Origin of the sequence: Achromobacter arsenitoxydans SY8 (assembly GCF_000236785.1) — a bacterium.
Lineage (GTDB): Bacteria > Pseudomonadota > Gammaproteobacteria > Burkholderiales > Burkholderiaceae_B > Achromobacter > Achromobacter arsenitoxydans.
The window spans coordinates 108,932-127,291 of the sequence record NZ_AGUF01000021.1 but is presented as its reverse complement, the minus strand read 5'-3'; the positions used below and the strand labels follow the sequence as shown (position 1 = coordinate 127,291).

At 65.5% G+C, this 18,360-nt stretch carries 15 protein-coding genes; 8 read left to right on the top strand and 7 right to left on the bottom strand.

What is annotated here, in order from left to right; translation table 11 throughout:
• The first annotated feature begins 270 nt into the window (after positions 1–270).
• The 3 genes from KYC_RS04775 to KYC_RS04765 all read left to right on the top strand — a co-directional run bounded on the left by KYC_RS04775 (position 271) and on the right by KYC_RS04765 (position 3,207).
• On the top strand, positions 271–813 hold the full coding sequence (locus KYC_RS04775; protein ID WP_043517547.1) for a TRAP transporter small permease: 543 nt from the start codon (positions 271–273) through the stop codon (positions 811–813).
• Positions 810–2,108 carry a TRAP transporter large permease gene (locus KYC_RS04770; protein ID WP_008159387.1) on the top strand — a complete coding sequence of 433 codons (1,299 nt, stop codon included), beginning with the start codon at positions 810–812 and terminating at the stop codon, positions 2,106–2,108. Before KYC_RS04775 ends, KYC_RS04770 begins: the two co-directional genes overlap by 4 nt.
• Before the next feature lie 70 nt (positions 2,109–2,178).
• Positions 2,179–3,207 carry a DctP family TRAP transporter solute-binding subunit gene (locus tag KYC_RS04765; protein ID WP_008159385.1) on the top strand — a complete coding sequence of 343 codons (1,029 nt, stop codon included), beginning with the start codon at positions 2,179–2,181 and terminating at the stop codon, positions 3,205–3,207.
• Between the two features lie 119 nt (positions 3,208–3,326).
• Here KYC_RS04765 and greB read toward each other — a convergent pair whose 3' ends face one another.
• The 3 genes from greB to KYC_RS04750 all read right to left on the bottom strand — a co-directional run bounded on the left by greB (position 3,327) and on the right by KYC_RS04750 (position 5,793).
• Positions 3,327–3,878 (bottom strand): transcription elongation factor GreB, encoded by a 552-nt coding sequence (greB, locus tag KYC_RS04760; RefSeq protein WP_008159383.1) that lies wholly within the window; start codon positions 3,876–3,878, stop codon positions 3,327–3,329.
• 68 nt (positions 3,879–3,946) lie between these two features.
• Positions 3,947–4,792: a 3',5'-nucleoside bisphosphate phosphatase gene (locus tag KYC_RS04755; protein ID WP_008159381.1), complete on the bottom strand. Its 846-nt coding sequence runs from the start codon at positions 4,790–4,792 to the stop codon at positions 3,947–3,949.
• A 68-nt stretch (positions 4,793–4,860) separates the two neighbouring features.
• Positions 4,861–5,793 carry an alpha/beta fold hydrolase gene (locus tag KYC_RS04750; protein ID WP_008159378.1) on the bottom strand — a complete coding sequence of 311 codons (933 nt, stop codon included), beginning with the start codon at positions 5,791–5,793 and terminating at the stop codon, positions 4,861–4,863.
• A 200-nt stretch (positions 5,794–5,993) separates the two neighbouring features.
• Between KYC_RS04750 and cfa the strand changes: the two genes are divergently transcribed.
• Positions 5,994–7,187: a cyclopropane fatty acyl phospholipid synthase gene (gene cfa / locus KYC_RS04745; protein WP_100148255.1), complete on the top strand. Its 1,194-nt coding sequence runs from the start codon at positions 5,994–5,996 to the stop codon at positions 7,185–7,187.
• Positions 7,188–7,249: 62 nt separating this feature from the next.
• Here the strand turns inward: cfa and KYC_RS04740 are convergent, their stop codons facing one another.
• Positions 7,250–8,875 carry a GMC family oxidoreductase gene (locus KYC_RS04740; protein WP_008159372.1) on the bottom strand — a complete coding sequence of 542 codons (1,626 nt, stop codon included), beginning with the start codon at positions 8,873–8,875 and terminating at the stop codon, positions 7,250–7,252.
• A gap of 207 nt (positions 8,876–9,082) precedes the next feature.
• Between KYC_RS04740 and KYC_RS04735 the strand changes: the two genes are divergently transcribed.
• Positions 9,083–9,970 carry a LysR family transcriptional regulator gene (locus KYC_RS04735; protein ID WP_008159370.1) on the top strand — a complete coding sequence of 296 codons (888 nt, stop codon included), beginning with the start codon at positions 9,083–9,085 and terminating at the stop codon, positions 9,968–9,970.
• Between the two features lie 9 nt (positions 9,971–9,979).
• On the opposite strand, the gene KYC_RS04730 is transcribed toward KYC_RS04735, so the two are convergent.
• From KYC_RS04730 to KYC_RS04720, 3 genes are all read right to left on the bottom strand, one after another.
• Positions 9,980–12,382 (bottom strand): TonB-dependent siderophore receptor, encoded by a 2,403-nt coding sequence (locus tag KYC_RS04730; protein ID WP_008159367.1) that lies wholly within the window; start codon positions 12,380–12,382, stop codon positions 9,980–9,982.
• A gap of 202 nt (positions 12,383–12,584) precedes the next feature.
• Entirely contained in the window at positions 12,585–13,586 is a 1,002-nt protein-coding gene (locus KYC_RS04725) for a FecR family protein (protein ID WP_008159365.1), read from the bottom strand.
• Positions 13,587–13,677: 91 nt separating this feature from the next.
• Positions 13,678–14,178, bottom strand: a complete 501-nt coding sequence (locus KYC_RS04720) for a sigma-70 family RNA polymerase sigma factor (protein WP_043517543.1) — start codon at positions 14,176–14,178, stop codon at positions 13,678–13,680.
• A gap of 402 nt (positions 14,179–14,580) precedes the next feature.
• Between KYC_RS04720 and nirB the strand changes: the two genes are divergently transcribed.
• The 3 genes from nirB to KYC_RS04705 are packed head-to-tail and all read left to right on the top strand — an operon-like array spanning position 14,581 to position 18,354.
• The gene (gene nirB / locus KYC_RS04715; RefSeq protein WP_008159361.1) at positions 14,581–17,142 is read left to right on the top strand and encodes a nitrite reductase large subunit NirB; all 2,562 of its coding nucleotides are present in this window, start codon (positions 14,581–14,583) and stop codon (positions 17,140–17,142) included.
• Entirely contained in the window at positions 17,142–17,492 is a 351-nt protein-coding gene (nirD, locus tag KYC_RS04710) for a nitrite reductase small subunit NirD (RefSeq protein WP_008159359.1), read from the top strand. Before nirB ends, nirD begins: the two co-directional genes overlap by 1 nt.
• Positions 17,493–17,541: 49 nt before the next feature.
• The gene (locus tag KYC_RS04705; RefSeq protein ID WP_008159357.1) at positions 17,542–18,354 is read left to right on the top strand and encodes a formate/nitrite transporter family protein; all 813 of its coding nucleotides are present in this window, start codon (positions 17,542–17,544) and stop codon (positions 18,352–18,354) included.
• Positions 18,355–18,360 lie beyond the last annotated feature (6 nt).

Sequence of the window (18,360 nt, the reverse complement as noted above, 5' to 3'; positions counted from 1 at the left end):
GCGGGGACGCTCCGGCCATTGTTACAAAAGAATTCCAGACGGATTGCACCTGGATGGTGCAGAGCAATATCCCGCCAAAAGCGCGGCGTCCGTTCCGCCTTGTACGCGCCGTTGGCCATTCGCCGCCCGGGTCTTGATGCAACGCACCATGTTGCAGCCGCCCTGCACCGCGGGAAAACACGAACACCCGCCCCCGCGGCGCGACGGTAGGATGCAGCGACCCTACCAACAAGAGAAAAGCGCCCGTCCGCGCGCTGGCCGTTGCCGCACATGTCCCGCCAAGAAGCCCCCGCCGAGCCCGTCGAACCGATCATCCCCGCAGAAGCAGATCCCGCCGTGAAGGTGCCGCTGGCCATCGAGGACTGGCTGGCCGTGATCCTGCTGGCGACCCTGGCCATCATTACCTTCCTGAATGTGCTGGTGCGCTACTTCACCGACCAGTCTTTTGCCTGGACGGAAGAGATCTCGGTCTTCCTGCTGATCGTGCTGACCATGGCGGGCGGCAGCGTGGCTTTCGTGCGCAACCACCACATCCGCATCGAGATCCTGGCCGATTCGGGATCCCCGCGCCGCCAGCGCATCATGGCGCTGATCGCCAACGGCTGCGTGCTGGCGTTCTTCGTGCTGCTGACCGTGCTGTCGGTAAAGCTGGTGCTGGATGAATACATGTACGAGGAAACCTCGCCGGCCATCGGCGTGCCCACCTGGTGGTATTCGATCTGGCTGCCCGTGATGGCCGCGGCCATTTCGCTGCGCACCCTGGGCACGCTGCGCCGCATTGCGCGCGGCCCGCAGGGGGAAACGCAGCGATGATCGCCGCCATCCTCTTTACCGTCTTCATCGTCTTAATGGTGATCGGCGTGCCGGTCGGCGTGGCGCTGGGCATCGGCGGCACCGTCGCGATCGTGATGACCAACCTGGATACGCCCTGGTATGGCCTGTTGACCGTGCCGCAGAACTTCTACGCCGGCCTGGCCAAGTACCCGCTGCTGGCGATTCCCATGTTCGTACTGGTCGGGTCGATCTTTGACCGGTCCGGCGTGGCCAAGCGGCTGGTGGACTTCGCCATCGCCATCGTGGGCCGCGGCCCCGGCATGCTGCCGCTGGTGTCCATTGCGGTAGCCATGTTCCTGGGCGGCATCTCGGGGTCGGGCCCCGCGTGCGCCGCGGCGGTGGGCGCGGTGATGATCACCGCGATGTCGCGCGCGGGCTATCCGGGGTCGTTCTCGGCGTCGGTGGTGGCCGCCGGCGCCGCCACCGACATCCTGATTCCGCCGTCGGTGGCCTTCATCATCTATTCCGTGCTGGTGCCCGGCGCCTCGGTGCCCGCCCTGTTTGCCGCGGGCATGGTGCCCGGCATCCTGGCGGGCCTGGCCCTGATCATCCCGGCCGTGTGGCTGTCGCGCAAATACAAGATGGGCGCGCTGGAAGCCCACCTGCCCCGCCCGCCGTTCTGGCAGAGCCTGCGCGAGGCGTCCTGGGGCCTGGCCGCGCCGGTGCTGATCCTGGGCGGCATGCGGATGGGCTGGTTCACGCCCACCGAGGCCGCCGTCGTCGCGGTGTTCTATGGCCTGTTCGTCGGCGGCTTCATCCACCGCACCATCAAATTCCGCGATCTGTACACCATCCTGCGCGAGGCCGCCGAACTGTCCGCCGTCATCATGCTGGTGGTGACGCTGGCCGGCATCTTCGCCTGGGCCCTGTCCACGCTCAGCGTGATCGACCCGATCACCCATGCCATCGTCAATTCCGGACTGGGCGAATGGGGCGTGCTGGCGCTGCTGATCCTGCTGCTGATGACCGTGGGCATGTTCCTGGACGGCATCTCGATCTTCCTGATTTTCGTGCCGCTGCTCATGCCGATCGCCAATGCCTACGGCTGGGATCCGGTGTGGTTCGGCGTGATCCTGACCCTGAAGGTGGCGCTGGGGCAGTTCACCCCGCCCCTGGCCGTGAATCTGATGGTCTCGTGCCGCATCGCGCGCGTGCCCATGGAGTCCACGGTGCGCTGGGTGGTGTGGCTGCTGGGCGCGATGTTCCTGGTGCTGGTCGCGGTGCTGGTGTTTCCCGAACTGGCGCTGTGGCTGCCGCGCAAGCTGGGCTATTGAGCAGACTGGACGGGGCAACCCGGGTATTCATGACAACAACAGACAGACTCGCAAAGAGAGGAGACGCAACATGAAATTCCGCAACCTGATCGGCGCCTTGCTGAGCGCGGCCGCCGTCGTGGGCATGGCCCCCGCGCACGCGCAGAACTACAAGCCCGAGTACAAGCTGTCCATCGTCGTCGGCACCACCTTCCCGTGGGGTCAGGGCGCCGTGATCTGGTCCGACCTGGTGCGCGAGCGCACGCAGGGCCGGATCAACATCAAGGTCTATCCCGGCACCTCGCTGGTCCAGGGCGACCAGACCCGGGAGTTCACCGCGATCCGCCAGGGCGTGATCGACATGGCCGTGGGCTCCACCATTAACTGGTCGCCGCAGGTCAAGCAGCTCAACCTGTTCTCCCTGCCCTTCCTGATGCCCGACTATGCAGCCATCGACGCGCTGGTGCAGGGCGACGTGGGCAAGGAGATGTTCACGCTCATTGAAAAGGCCGGCGTAGTGCCGCTGGCCTGGGGCGAGAACGGCTACCGCCAGGTCAGCAACTCCAAGCGCGAGATCAAGAAGCCCGAGGACATGAAGGGCATGAAGCTGCGCGTGGTGGGTTCGCCGCTGTACATCGACACCTTTACCGCGCTGGGCGCCAACCCCACGCAGATGAGCTGGGCGGACGCGCAGCCGGCGCTGGCCAGCGGCGCCGTGGACGGCCAGGAAAACCCGCTGTCGATCTACACGGGGTCCAAGCTCTACACCGTGGGCCAGAAGTACCTGACGCTGTGGAACTACGTGGCCGATCCGCTGATCTTCGTGGTCAACCGCGAAGTCTGGAACTCGTGGTCCGAGAAGGACCGCGACATCGTGCGCCAGGCCGCGCTGGACGCCGGCAAACAGCAGATCGTGATCGCGCGCAAGGGCGTGACGCCTGAGGATCCGTCGCTGCTGAAGGAAATCGCCGGCCACGGCGTCACCGTGACGTCGCTGTCGCAGGCGGACCACGACGCCTTCGTCAAGGCCACCAAGCCCGTCTACGAAAAGTGGAAGAAGCAGATCGGCGAAGACCTGGTCAACAAGGCCGAAAAATCCATCGCCGAACGCAAGAAGTAAGCCCGCGAGAAATTCGCAGCAAGCCCCAGGGGAACCGGCGGCGCAAGCCGCCAACCGAGGCAGGGACGTAGATCCCGCCCACCGCACGGGCGCCGGCCAAAAGCCGGCGCCCGTTATTTTTATTCCGGATACCGGACTTCCAGGATATCCAGCTCGTCGATGCCCGCCGGCGTGCGCAGCACGACCGTGTCGCCTTCCTTTGCCTTGATCAGGGCGCGCGCCACCGGCGAGATCCAGCTGATCTTGCCGGCCAGGGGCTCGGCCTCGTCCACGCCGACGATGGTGACGGTGTGCTCTTCGCCCGCCTTGTCCACGTAGTAGACCGTCGCGCCGAAGAACGCCTGGTCGCGGTTGGGCTGGGCCTTGGGGTCGACGACCTCGGCGATGTCCAGCCGCTTGGTCAGGAAGCGCATGCGCCGGTCGATCTCGCGCAGGCGCTTCTTGCCATAGAGATAGTCGCCGTTTTCCGAGCGGTCGCCGTTGGACGCGGCCCATGACACCACCTGCACGACGGCCGGTCGTTCCACGTTCATCAGCTGCGTCAGTTCGGTGCGCAGGCGCTCGTACCCTTCCGGCGTCATGTAATTCTTGGTGCCGGCCGGCAGGGCCTGGGCTTGCGGCAGATCGTCGTCGTCCTCGTGGTCGGACTCTTTAACAAAGGCTTTATTCATGGCGGTTGCGCCGCTTGGGCGCGGTCACTGTCGGTATCTAGCAGGATGGGCGGCGCTTGCCGCCCGCGTCAGAACCAGTCGTGCCAGACCGGTTTCAAGTCGGATGGCAGCGGCGGCAGGCTGCCCAGGTCCATCCGGCTTTCCTTGGGGCTGTGAAAGTCGGAACCGCGCGAGGCCAGGAACCCGTAGCGGCGCGCCACGTCGGCGTACTGGCGGGCTTCTTCCACGGTATGGCTGCCCGTGTTGACCTCGATGCCCACGCCGCCCAGTTGCAGGAATTCGTCGAACAGCGCGGCAAACTGCAGGGGCGTGTACTTGTAGCGGCCCGGATGCGCGATGACGGCCTGCCCGCCCGCCCCGCGAATCCAGGCGACGGCGTCGGCCAGCGTGGCCCATTGCATCGGCACGTGGCCAGGGCAGTCGTCGCCCAGGTGCTTGTTGAAGACGGTCTGGACATCGGGGCAGTATCCGGCTTCCACCAGATACCGCGCAAAGTGCGTGCGGCTGATCAGTTCCGGGTTGCCGGCGAACGGCAGCGCGCCTTCGTAGGCGCCGGGCATGCCCATGCCGGCCAGGCGTTCGCCGATGCGCTTGGCGCGGTCGGCACGGCCGGAGCGGGTCTTGCGCAGGCCCTCGATCAGGGTGGCGTTTTGGGGGTCGAACCGCAGGCCCACGATATGCACCGTCAGGCCCGCCCACGTGACGGAAATTTCGACCCCGGTGACAAAGCGCATGCCCAGCTCCTGGGCTGCGGCGGAGGCTTCGGCCAGGCCGCCTACTTCGTCGTGATCGGTCAATGCCCAGACATCCACGCCATTGGCGTACGCCCGCTGCGCCACGTCCCGGGGCGCAAGAGCGCCGTCCGAGACGGTGGAATGGCAATGCAGGTCGATGTTCAAGGTGGGCGATTTCATCCGGCTATTGTAGAGAAGGCCCGCCGCCAAGCCTAGCGCCGTGCTGTCCCCACATTGCCGCCCGCCGTTCAGGCCAGCAGGAAATTGGCCACCGGGTCGATCTGGTCGTCAGCGATGAGCGTGGGCGCATGCCCCACGCCGGGCACTTCGTGCGCCCGCGCGCGCGGATTGCGCTTGAGCATTTCGTCGACGGTGGCGCGCGTCAGCAGGTCGGACAGCGCGCCGCGTACGATCAGGATTGGGCAATCGACGGCGTCATAGGAACGCCACAGGATCTGTTCGCCCGCGGCCAGTTCTTCAGGCATCTGCGCGGCCAGCGCCTGGGCGATCGCCAGGTCGTAATGCTTGACCCATTTGCCGCCCTGCTCGGGGTACAGGTACTTGGCCAAGTCCGCCCACTGCGCATCGGTATGCGGCCCGAAGGTTTCCGAATTGGCGCGCATGGTCTTCACGGCGTCTTCGAACGAGGCGAATTCGCCGGGTTCGCCCACATACTGGCCGATGCGGGACAAGGCGCCGTTCTCCAGGCGCGGGCCCACGTCGTTGAGCACCAGCTTGTCCAGGCGGATGGCCTGGTCGGGCGGCAGCATGCCTGCATGCGGACGCATGGCCAGCATGGCCTTGGCGAACACGGCGGCGCCGGACAGCGCCATGCCGATCAGGCCGCCCATCGACGTGCCCACCCACGACAGGCTGGCGGGGCGCAGCCGCGCAATCAGGGTCACCATGTCGGACACGTACTGCGGAACGGTGTAGAACGCCGGATTGACCAGCCAGTCGGAGCGGCCGCGCCCGACCACGTCGGGGCACACCACGCGATAGCTGCCGGCCAGGCGCCGCGCCAGCGCATCGAAGTCGCGCCCGCTGCGGGTCAGGCCGTGGACGCAAAGCAGCACCCGGTCATTGGCGGGATCGCCCCATTCCCAATAGGCCATGCGGTGCAAGCCAGCCGGACTGGCGCAGGCGACGTATTCCAAACGGGGTTCCAGGCGGGCGTCCACTGTCAATACTCTCCACGGATCGGCGCGCGGCGGCGCATGTGGCCGCTATCTTATAGGAGGCGCGCCCGGCGCGCGGACATTGCCATTGCCTATGACGCCGATGCAATCATTAAATTGGAGTTGCGCACCCTGAAGGGCGCACAGTAAAAAGCATCAAGGCATTGCCAGATCAGTCATCCCAAAATTGATATGGAGTCCGTATGCAGCAAAGCAGTCCTGTCTCTCCGCTGACCGAGCAGCCTGCCGGTCAATCCAGCGTCACCGCCTCCCCTCCCCCCGAACCCCCTAAAGTCCTGCAGGACGTGCTTGCGCGCGCAGACGTCCAGATCAATGGGACGCGCCCCTGGGACATTCAGGTTCATGACAAGCATATGTACGAACGGGTGTTCGCCAGCTGGTCGCTGGGCCTGGGCGAATCGTACATGGACGGCGAGTGGGACTGCGAGCAACTGGACGAGCTTTTCACCCGCCTGCTGCGCGCGGACATGGGGTCGGCGGCGCTGGGCGTGGCGCGTATCAAGCTGATCGCCGAGCACCTGCGCCACAAGCTGTTCAACCTGCAATCCAAGAACCGGGCGTTCGAAGTCGGCGAGCAGCACTACGACGCCGGCAACGACGTGTTCGAGGCCATGCTGGACAGCCGGATGATCTACTCCTGCGCCTACTGGGAACACGCCCAGACGCTGGAAGAGGCACAAGAGGCAAAGCTGGAGATGATCTGCCGCAAGCTGCAATTGAAGGAAGGCGAGACCCTGCTGGACATCGGCTGCGGCTGGGGTGGCCTGGCCAAGTTCGCGGCCGAGCGCTACGGCGTCAAGGTCACGGGCGTGACGGTGTCCAAGGAACAGCTTGCCTTGGCGCAAGAGCGCGTGAAGGGCCTGCCGGTTGAACTGCTGCTGCAGGACTACCGCGACCTGCAGGGCCGCTTCGATAAGGTGGTCTCGGTGGGCATGTTCGAACACGTGGGACCGAAGAACTACGACACGTACTTCACCAATGTGCAACGGCTGATGGCCCCGGAGGGCGTGTTCCTGCTGCACACCATCGGCATCGCCTCCACCAGCCAGAGCACCGATCCGTGGATCGACCGCTATGTGTTCCCCAACGGCAAGCTGCCCTCCGCGCGGGAGATCGCCACGGCCGTCGAAGGCCGCTTCATCATCGAAGACTGGCACAACTTCGGCGCCGACTACGACCGCACGCTGATGGCCTGGTGGGACCGGTTCGACCACGCCTGGCCCGCGCTGGAATCGCGCTACGGCACCCGGTTCTACCGGATGTGGAAGTACTACCTGATGTGCTGCGCCGGGTTCTTCCGGTCGCGCGAGGGCCAGCTCTGGCAGGTAATGCTGACGCATCCGCAGCGCCAGCAGACGTATCGGTCGCTGCGCTGAAAGTCAGCGGGCCCATGCGAGGAAGCCGCCCTCAATGGCGGCTTCTTTGCGTGGAGGGATCACTACCCCGCCATTGCACCCGCCTCCTCCCGGATCATATCGGCAGCGCGCTCCGCGATCATGATGGTGGGCGAATTGGTGTTGCCCGAGGTGATCAGCGGCATGATGGAGGCGTCGGCGATGCGCAGGCCCTTCAGGCCGTGTACCCGCAGGCGCGCGTCGACCACTGCCCCGCTGTCGGCGTCCCGGCCCATCGCGCAGGTGCCCACGGGATGGAAGATGGTGGTGCCGATCTTGCCGGCCGCCTGCCGCAGTTCGTCTTCGGTCTGGAAGGCCGGGCCCGGCAGCCATTCATCCGGCCGGTAGGCCTGCAGGGCCGGCGCGGCCGCGATGCGGCGGACCAGGCGGATGGAATCCGCCGCCACGCGCAGGTCTTCTTCGGTGCTGAGGTAGTTGGGGCGGATGAGGGGCGCCTCAAAGCCCTTCTGGCCCGCCGGCCCCTGCGCGTGGACGCTGCCGCGCGACGTGGGCCGTAGGTTGCAGACGCTGGCGGTAAAGGCGTCGAAGCCATGCAGGGGTTCGCCGAAGGCGCCCAGCGACAGCGGCTGCACGTGGAATTCCACGTTGGCGCGCGCCTGGCCGGGATCCGACTTGGCGAAGGCGCCTAGCTGCGACGGCGCCATGCTCATGGGGCCGCTGCGGTTGACCAGGTATTCCAGGCCGATGCCGGCCTTGCCCAGCAAGGTCGATGCGATGCGGTTCAACGTCTTCACGCCGTTGACCTTGATAATGACGCGCAGTTGCAGGTGGTCCTGCAGGTTCTCGCCCACGCCCGGCAGGGCGTGGCGCAGGGCGATGCCGCTTTCGCGCAGGCGCGCGGGTTCGCCAATGCCGGAGACCTCCAGCAGTTGCGGCGTGTTCACCGCGCCGGCCGCCAGGATGACTTCGCGCCGGGCCCGCAGCGTGGTGGTGCGTCCGCCCTGGTGCACGCGCACGCCGGCGCAGCGCGTGCCGTCGAATTCCAGTTGCTCGGCCAGGACGCCGGTCATGACGTGCAGGTTCCGGCGCTTTTGCACCGGGCGCAGGAACGCCTTGGAGGTGTTCCAGCGCCAGCCGCGCCGCTGGTTGACTTCGAAATAGCCGCAGCCGAAGTTGTCGCCGCGGTTAAAGTCCTGCACGCGCGGGATCCCTTCCTGTTCGGCCGCGCTGGCGAAGGATTCCAGGATGTCCCAGCGCAGGCGCTGCGATTCCACGCGCCACTCGCCGCCCGCGCCGTGGAATTCGTCCGCGCCGCGGTGGTAGTCCTCGCTGCGCTTGAAAACGGGCAGGACCTGGTCCCAGCCCCAAGCCGGATCGCCGGACAGCGCCGCCCAGTCTTCGTAGTCCTGCTTCTGGCCGCGCATGTAGATCATGCCGTTGATCGACGAACAGCCGCCCAGCACGCGGCCGCGCGGGTAGATCAGCGACCTTCCGCCCAGGCCAGGCTCTTCCTGCGTGCGGTACATCCAATCCGTGCGGGGGTTGCCGATGCAGTGCAGGTAGCCGACCGGAATGTGGATCCAGTGGTAGTTGTCGCGCCCGCCGGCTTCCAGCAGCAGGACCTGCACGGCAGGATCGCGGCTCAGGCGGTTGGCCAGCACGCAGCCGGCCGAGCCCGCGCCCACGATGATGTAGTCGTATGTCTCCATAAGCTCTTCTTATCTGGTTCCGGGCCCGTAGCGGGCGTCGGCGGGGTGAGCCGACCCGGCTGCGGAGTCATGTGCGCGCCGGGCATCATGCGAGACTGTGGCGCAGGCCGGGGCGCCTGTCCAATCAAATGTTGAAAAGCGGAACATAAGCATCTTTAATAATGCTGCCCCATTTTTGCCCTTGTCCTTTTCCCGATGGACTCCGTCATGGACCTGAAGCACATCCGCACCTTCGCCGCCGTGGCTCGTGAAGGCAACCTTACCCGCGCCGCCGAGCATCTGCACCTGACGCAACCGGCGCTGAGCCTGCAGCTCAAGAACTTCCAGGAGTCGCTGGACCTGACCCTGTTCTCGCGCACGGCGCAGGGCCTGGCTCCCAATGCCGACGGGCGGGCGCTTCTGCCGCCTGCGCTGCGGGTGCTGGATGCGCTGGACGATTTCCAGCGCGCCATCGGCGCCCTGCGCGACACGGTGCAGGGCGAATTGCGCATCGGCACCATCCTGGACCCTGAATTCCTGCGGCTGGGCGCCACGCTGCAGTACCTGGTGGAGCATTACCCCAAGATCCGCCCCACCCTGCGCCACGGCATGTCCGGGTCGGTCGGCCGGCAGGTGCGCTCGGGCGAGCTGGATGTGGGCTTCTATCTGGGCCCGCACGAGCCCAGTGGCAATCCGCCGGGGCTGCACGCGCGGCCGCTGGCGTCGTTCGCCTATTACGTGGTGGCGCCCAAGGGCTGGAGCGCACAGGTGGCGGGCCGGGACTGGGCCGAGATCGCGGCGTTGCCGTGGATCTGGACGCCGCCCGACTCCGTGCACCACCGCCTGCTGTCCGCGAAGTTCGACGCGCTGGGCATCGCGCCCCACGCCGTGGCCGAGGTCGACCAGGAGGCCTCCATGCTGGACCTGGTGCGCTCGGGCGTGGGCCTGTCGCTGGCCCGCGACTCCATCGCATTGCGTGAATCGCAGGCCAGCGGCCTGCAACTGGTGAAGGGGCTGTCGATCCAGGCCGAGCTGTCCTTCATCACCCTGGCCTCGCGCCGCGAGGATCCGCTGGTCGCCGCGGCGTTCGCCGCGGTGCAGGCGGCGTTCGGCTGATGATGCGGGCTAGAAGGCGTATTTAACCGTCAGCATCGCCTTGGTCGGCGATCCGTAGAATCCCTGCCCGTCGCCAGTCAGGTTGAAGTACTTCTTGTCGAAGAGATTGTTGACGTTGAGCTGCGCCGACAGATTGGGCGTAAAGCGGTAGGTGGCCATCAGGTTGGCGATTGTCACCGACCCTTGCTCCCTTCTGGCTTTCACGCCACTCGAGGTTGTCTGATCAATATAAACGGCGCTGCGCCACTGGACGCCGCCGCCGACAGTCAGCTTGCCTGACGTGCCCGGCACCACATAAGTCGTAAAGAGATGCGCCAGGTTCTGCGGCCGGTACGGCGTGTAGCGGCTACCGTCGGGATTGCGCACCAGCGCGCGCGAAAAGCCAGCCGACAATTGCCACCCTGGCGTGAGTTCACCGGATGCCTGCAGTTCAAACCCCTCGCTCGTCAGGCCCTTGGCGCCGCGATAGGCGAATTCGGATGTGCCGGGAACGAAATTCTCGCCATCGCGTTCGGCCACATTGTCCTGTTCAATCCGGAAAATCGACAGCGCGGTGGTGAGCCGCCCTTCAAAGTAGTCGGCCTTCACGCCGGTTTCGTAGCTCTTCCCCACGACCGGATCCAGGAATCCGCCGTTGGCGTCGCGATACGACTGCGGCTGAAAAATGTCGGTGTAGCTGACATAGCCCGAATAGACCTCATTGAAGTCGTAGACCAATCCGGCATAGGGCGTGAATTCGTTGTGCCGCATGCTGTCGGCGCCGTTGTCGCGCTTCCAGCGGGTCTGCCGGCCGCCAACGATGAGCTTGAGCGAATCGCTCAGGGACAGTCGCACGGCGCCGTAAAGCGCGGTTTGCCGGGTCACTTCCGTGGGCAGGCTGTAGAACTCGCCCCAGGTCGGCTCCGGATACGAGCCGTCCCACGCGAATATGTTGCCGATGGGACTCGTTTCAAGCGGCGGATAATTGCCGGCCCGGTGGCGGGAACTGCTGCCGACCAGCCCGATCACCGCTTCGTGCCGCCGTCCAAACAGCTCGAACGGTCCCGATGCCTGCAGCGAGCCGCTGTTCTGGTCGAACTCCTGACGCGAACGGTTGGCAAATGCGCCCAACCCTTCCCCCGTCACACGGTCCGGCTGCCCCAGCAGGTAAAGCAGCTTCGAGTTGTATTTGCTGTCGAGACGACTCGCGTTGGCCGTGAGCGTCCATCCATTGGCGAATTCGTGGTCAATTCCCGCGTAGACCGTATCGCTGGTGGTGTTCCAGTTGGTCCAGTAGGCGCCAATGCTGAAATGACGCGACCAGTCGGCGGGGCTACCATCGCTATACAGCATGGGCAGGCCGCCCCAGGTGACTTCGGTCGGGCGCTTGGCCTGATGCTCGAATCCAATCCTGACCGTGGTGTTGGCGGTCAGGTCGGCCTCGGCCGTGAAGAGCATTGCCCGGTTGCGTGTGTGATAGCGATCCAGGTAGGAATCGCGCTCCTCCATCATGCCCGACACCCGCGCGCGGACCGAACCATTTTCATTGAGCGGGGTGGAAAGGTCGACGGTTGCGCGATGATGGTCCCATGAACCCACGCCAACCCCCAGCGCGCCCGTGAAGACTTTGCTGGACGCGCGCTTGCGCACCAGGTTGACCGACGCCCCCGGATTGCCAGCGCCCGTCATCAGTCCCGTCGCGCCCCGCACGACCTCGATCCGGTCATACAGGATCGGGTCGAAATTGGACGTGCCGAAAAAGTCGTTCTTGGTCGACACCGGAATTCCGTCGTACTGATAAGTGTCGACAAAAAAGCCTCGGGAATGGATGTCGGTGCGATCGACGTCGGACGTGGAAGTCACGATACCCGTCACGCTCTTGAAGGATTCCCCCAGCGTCGTGAGGTTCTGGTCCTCGATCTGCTGCCGGGTGACAACGCTGACGGACTGCGGCGTTTCGCGCGGCGAAAGCCGCAGACCCGTTGCTGCGGCGGTTTCGCGCACGGTGTACGTGCCCGTGCCTTCGGTGGTGGCGCCGTAGCGCCCATCCACGGTCACCGGCGCCAGCACGGCCGCGCCCGCCCCTGCCGGCCGCGAAAGCGTCACGTTATTGCCCTGGCGCGAATACTCGAGATTGCTGCCCCGGAGCAACTGCTGCAGCGCCTGTTCCGGCGTAAGGGTTCCCGAGATGGCGGGAGCATGCAGGCCTTGCACCAGATCCTGTGCGTAGAAAATCTGCAGGGAAGTCAGTCTTCCCAATTGCAGCAGCGCCTGGCCCAGCGGCTGCGCGGGAATGGAGACATGCACGGCGGCATCTTGCGCATGCGCGGGCGGCGGCGCAATGCCCAATCCCAGGGCGATTGAAATCGCTAGCGCGCCCACGGCCAAAGGTGCGCGCGAATCGCGCGCTTTGCGTTGTACTTCGGTTTTCACGGTCTTCCGTTTCCAGATCAGATGATGATCGGCGCAGTGCGCCGCAACCCTTGGCCAAGGTCCTCCCGAGGCATGCCCGCAATGCGGGACTGCCTTCTCATAGGGGTAGACGGACAGACCGGGTGATCACCTCAATGAAAACGATAACTATTTTGTAACTGCCGGCCATATCCCCTGGGCAGGCAGTCCGGGGCGAAACGCCCTACTTTGCCGAACGCGCAAGAATGCGGGTGCGCCCGTCGGGCAGGCGTTCGAGCTTGACCGGAGCAATGGCCGGCAGCGCGCCCAACATGGATTGGGGGTCGTCAATGCTGAAGACGCCCGCGACCCGATAGTCGCCAAGGTGCGCAGCGTCCAGGATCGCCGGGTGGGCAAGATAGCGGTTCATTTCGGCAACGGCGTCGCGCAGCGGCGCGTTGTCCAGCACGATCTTTCCTTGGCGCCATGCCGTGACGTTCTGGATGTTCACCGCGCCCTCGCTGAGCACCCCGCTGCCGCCGACCTCGACCGCCTGGCCCGCGCGCAGATCCCGCCGTTCCGTGTTCCACCAGTTGCCCGAAGATACCGTCACGGAACCCGATTCAACCGCCACCTTCACGCTGGATGCATCGCGCCGCACGTTGAAACGGGTGCCCGTGACAGTGACCACGGCATCGCCAGCCTTCACCACAAAGGGCCGCGAACGGTCCGGCGCCACGCTCAGGAAGACTTCGCCCGCCGCCAGCTCGATCACACGCCGGTCCTGGTACAGGGCGACGTCCAACCGCGTGCCCACATTCAAGGTCAGCACGGATCCGTCAGGCAGCACCGATTCGCGGCTCGCGCCTTTTCCCGTATCCATCGACGCCTGATGCAGGGCCGGCGCGGCGAGCATTGCGGGCAGATAGATGGCCCCCGCCGCGACAGCGGCACAGGCCCCTGCCACGCCCCAACCGAATTGCCGCCGCGTCAGCCCCCGCGAATCCAGCCCGGGCGCTTCGCCGCTGGCCAGAATGGCGCGCAGCTTCTTTTGCGGAAGATGGCCCGAGGCCGTCCAGAAAAACTCGACGCTGCGGTAGGCGCGATCATGCTCCGGGTTCGCGCGGCGCCAGGCGGCGCACGCATCGACCTCTTCGTGCGTGGCGTCTCCCGACTGCATCCGGGTCAGCCAATAAACGGCGCGCCGGCGCAGGTCGTCAGGAGTATTCGGATCGTCAAGGGCCATAGTCAAGCGACAGTGTTCACGGCATTGGGGAATACGGGAATTTTCGCACCCTCACATCCAGCAAGACGTTCGAGGGCGCTTGTCGCCGCAGTCAGTACGGCGAGTATTTTTGCAGCCTCTCGTGAATATGCAGCAGAGCGCGGTTCATGTGTTTTTCAACCATGCTGCGCGACACCCCCAGGTCCCGCGCGATCTCCGCATGCGTCCAGCCCTCTATCCGATGACGGATATAGACCTTCTGGCATGCCAGCGGCAATTCCTGCAAGGCAACCATCAGGGCGTCAAGCAATTCCGCCGTGAAGATCGACGCCTGTCCGTCTTCCACCGACGGATGCTCGTCTTCGTCCAGATCGTCCCAAGGGCGAAACTCCAGCAGCGTGCGACGTCGATGGCGGTCGATCAAGCCGTTGGCGGTGCTGCGGGACAGATAGGCTCGCGGGTCATCGACGCCGCCCAGCCCGTTCTCCAGCATTTTGACCACGGCATCCTGGATGGCGTCCTCGCCGTCATGCAAGTTCTTGCGCCGCCATATGCCGAACAGCTCGCGGTAGTGGGCGAGCCATCCCTTTCTTGGCATGGATGAACGAGACATAGGGAAACAGCATCGGGAACGGGGCCAACCCGCAATAATAACAATTATTCTCATTTAAGAACAACTATTGGCGACGGTTCATTTACCCATGGTGCACTGCGCCAAACCGGTGCAACGCGCACAGGGAGTTGCACCGGTTTGAAGCACGGGCCCGGAGCAATGCCAACGCCGGGCCCTGGCTGATTTCTCCCGAGCCAATGCCTTCTTCCCAATGAAAACTGCGTCGTAGTGCGCGAGTCGCCCGCCTCATCCGCAACCTGGCACGGACTTTGCTTGATAAGCCATGTGCGGGTGCAAACCCGGCAAGACAACTTGAGCAGTACCGGCAATGGCGCCCCGACCGAAAGGTCCAGGGCGCCGTTTGTCTTCTGAAACCCGAATTTCCAAGCCTGGGGAAATCCCATGAATGCAGCGGCCACATCCGATTCCTTGCAGACGCTGGTTGTCATCGGCAACGGCATGGTGGGCCATCATTGCGTCGAGCAATTGATCGCCCGCGGCGCCCTGGAGCGCTATCGCATCCACGTTTTCGGCGAGGAAACCCGCCGCGCCTATGATCGCGTCCACCTTTCCGAATACCTGAACGGGCGCGACGCCGAATCAATGGCGATGGGCGAGGCTTCGCTCTATGAACAGGAAGGCGTGACCCTGCACCTGGGCGAGCCGGTGCTGGACATCGACCGCCGCCAGCAGGAGGTGGTTACCGCCAGCGGCCGCACGGCCTACGACAAGCTGGTGCTGGCCACCGGCTCTTACCCCTTCGTGCCGCCGATCGCGGGCGCCGAAGGCACGTCGCGCCTGGTGTATCGCACCATCGACGACCTGGACCTGATCCGCGAAGCGGCCCGCGGCGCGCGGCGCGGCGTGGTCGTGGGCGGCGGCCTGCTGGGGCTGGAAGCGGCCAATGCGCTCAAGTCGCTGAACCTGGAAGCGCACGTGGTGGAATTCGCGCCGCGCCTGATGCCGGTGCAACTGGACGAGGCCGGCGGCGCGGCGCTGAAGGCGCGTATCGAATCGCTGGGCGTGGGCGTGCACCTGTCGCGCGCCACGCAGGACATCAAGCCCGGCACGCAGTACCGTTACCGCATGCGCTTTGCCGAGGGCGCGCCGCTGGAAACCGACCTGATCGTGTTTTCGGCCGGAATCCGCCCGCAGGTGTTCCTGGCGCGCAAGGCCGGGCTGGCGCTGGCCGAGCGCGGCGGCGTCGCCATCGACGACCATTGCCGCACCAGCGACGACCAAATCTACGCCATCGGCGAATGCGCATCCTGGAACGGCGCGGTGTTCGGCCTGGTGGCGCCCGGCTACCAGATGGCGCGCATCGTGGCGGCCGAGCTTTGCGGCGCGCCCGAGCAGCCTTTCACGGGCGCCGATATGTCCACCAAGCTCAAGCTGCTGGGCGTGGACGTGGGTTCGATCGGCGACGCGCACGGCGCCACGCCGGGTTCGCGCAGCTACCGATTCATCGACGAAGCCGGCTCCAGCTACCGCCGGCTGGTGGTGTCGGCCGACGGCAAGCGCGTGCTGGGCGCGGTGCTCGTGGGCGACAACAGCTACTACGACACTCTGCTGCAGTACGCGCAGAACGGCATCGCGCCGCCGGCCGATCCGTCCAGCCTGATCCTGCCGCAAGGCCAGGCCGCGCCGCTGCTGGGCGTGGACGCCCTGCCCGCTGCCGCCACCATCTGTTCGTGCCACAACGTGAACAAGGGCGCCATCTGCGACGCCATCGACGGCGGCTGTACGGACCTGGCAGGCGTCAAGGCCTGCACCAAGGCTGCGTCCGGCTGCGGCGGCTGCGCCGGCCTGCTCAAGCAAGTGGTCGAACATGAGCTGGCCAGCCGCGGCGTCGCGGTGGACAAGAGCCTGTGCGAGCACTTCGCCTACACCCGCCAGGAGCTCTACGCGATCGTGCGCGTGGGCGGCATCGAATCGTTCGAGGAACTGCTGGCCAGCCATGGCCGCGGCCACGTGGGCTGCGAGATCTGCAAGCCCGCCGTGGGCAGCATCCTGGCGTCGTGCTGGAACCGGCCCATCCAGGATCCGCATCTGGTGCCGCTGCAGGACACCAACGACACGTTCATGGCCAACATGCAGAAGAACGGCACCTATTCCGTGGTGCCGCGCATGCCGGCCGGCGAGGTCACGCCCGACGGCCTGATCGCCATCGGCGCCGTGGCCAAGAAGTACAAGCTGTACGTCAAGGTCACGGGCGGTCAGCGTATCGACCTGTTCGGCGCACAGTTGCACGAGCTGCCGTCCATCTGGTCGGAGCTGATTGCCGCGGGCTTCGAGACGGGCCACGCCTACGGCAAGTCCACGCGCACGGTGAAATCCTGCGTCGGCAGCACCTGGTGCCGCTACGGCGTGCAGGACAGCGTGAAGATGGCGCTGGACATTGAGCACCGCTACAAGGGCCTGCGCGCGCCGCACAAGCTGAAGTTCGCCGTGTCCGGCTGCACCCGCGAGTGCGCCGAAGCGCAAAGCAAGGACATCGGCGTGATCGCCACCGAAAACGGCTGGAACCTGTACGTGTGCGGCAACGGCGGCATGCGCCCGCGCCACGCCGAACTGTTCGCCACCGATCTGGACGACGCCACCCTCATCCGCTACATCGACCGTCTGCTGATGTTCTACATCCGCACGGCCGACAAGCTGCAGCGCACCTCGGTGTGGCGCGAGTCCCTGGAAGGCGGCCTGGAATTCCTGAAGCAGGTGGTGATCGACGACAGCCTGGGCCTGGCCGCCGAGCTGGAAGCGCAGATGCAGCTGGTGGTGGACCGGTACGAATGCGAATGGGCCAACGCCATCAGCGATCCCGAAAAGCTCAAGCGCTTCCGCACCTTCGTCAACGAAAGCGGCGGCGATCCCGACATCCAGTTTGTGCAGGAACGCGGCCAGCCCAGGCCGGCCCCGGCGCGCGCCGCCGCGCGCGTCATCCCGATTGCCGAGGAGATCGCCTGATGTCCGCCCAACCCTTGCAACAGCCCGTGTGGCTACACGCCTGCCTGCGACAGGACCTGGTGGCGAATTCCGGCGTGGTCGCGCTGGTCGACGGCGCGCAGGTGGCCCTGTTCTACCTGCCCGACGCCGACGGCCCCACGCTGTACGCCGTGTCCAACCGCGATCCGAAATCGGGCGCCAACGTCATCGGCCGCGGCATCGTCGGCCAGTTGAACGGCGACCTGGTGGTGGCTTCGCCGCTCTACAAGCAGCACTTCCGCCTGGCGGACGGCAGCTGCGTGCAATACCCCGACCAGCGCCTGCGCACCTGGCAGGCGCGCTTTAACGGCGACGCGGTGGAAATCGCCTGACGGGCGCCGCCGCAATCACCAATCCCTCTTTAAAGCAACAGGAAACATCATGTCCTACCTAGCTCCCTCCGAGTTCGTCACCAAGATGGTGGATGCAGGCGAATCCAAGCTTTACATGGCGACGCGCGACGTCCTGATCCGCGCCTTCATGGCCGGCGGCATCCTGGCGATCGCCGCAGTCTTTGCGGTAACCGTCACGGTGCAGACCGAATCGCCCATCCTGGGCGCGGCGCTGTTTCCGGTGGGTTTCTGCATCCTGTATCTGATGGGCTTCGACCTGTTGACCGGGGTCTTCGTCCTGACGCCGCTGGCGCTGTTCGACAAGCGTCCGGGCGTCACCGCCGGCGGCATCCTCAAGCACTGGGGCCTGGTATTCGTGGGCAACTTCCTGGGCGCGCTGACCGTGGCCGTCCTGATGGCCATCGTATTCACCTACGGCTTTTCGGTGCCGCCCAACAAGGTCGGCCAGGTCATCTCGCACATCGGCGAAAACCGCACGCTGGGCTACAAGGAATACGGCGCGGGCGGCATGCTGACGATCTTCATCCGCGGCGTGCTGTGCAACTGGATGGTGTCGCTGGGCGTGGTCGGCGCCATGATCTCCACGACCGTCAGCGGCAAGGTCATCGCCATGTGGATGCCGGTCATGCTGTTTTTCGCAATGGGCTTCGAGCACTCCATCGTCAACATGTTCCTGTTCCCGTCGGCGATGATCATGGGCGGCAATTTCTCGATCATGGACTACATGATCTGGAACGAAATCCCGGTGGTGCTGGGCAACCTGGTCGGCGGCATATCGCTGACCGGCCTGACGCTTTACACCACGCACATGAAGACCGCGCCCAAGCGCCGCTTCAACTGATCCCCG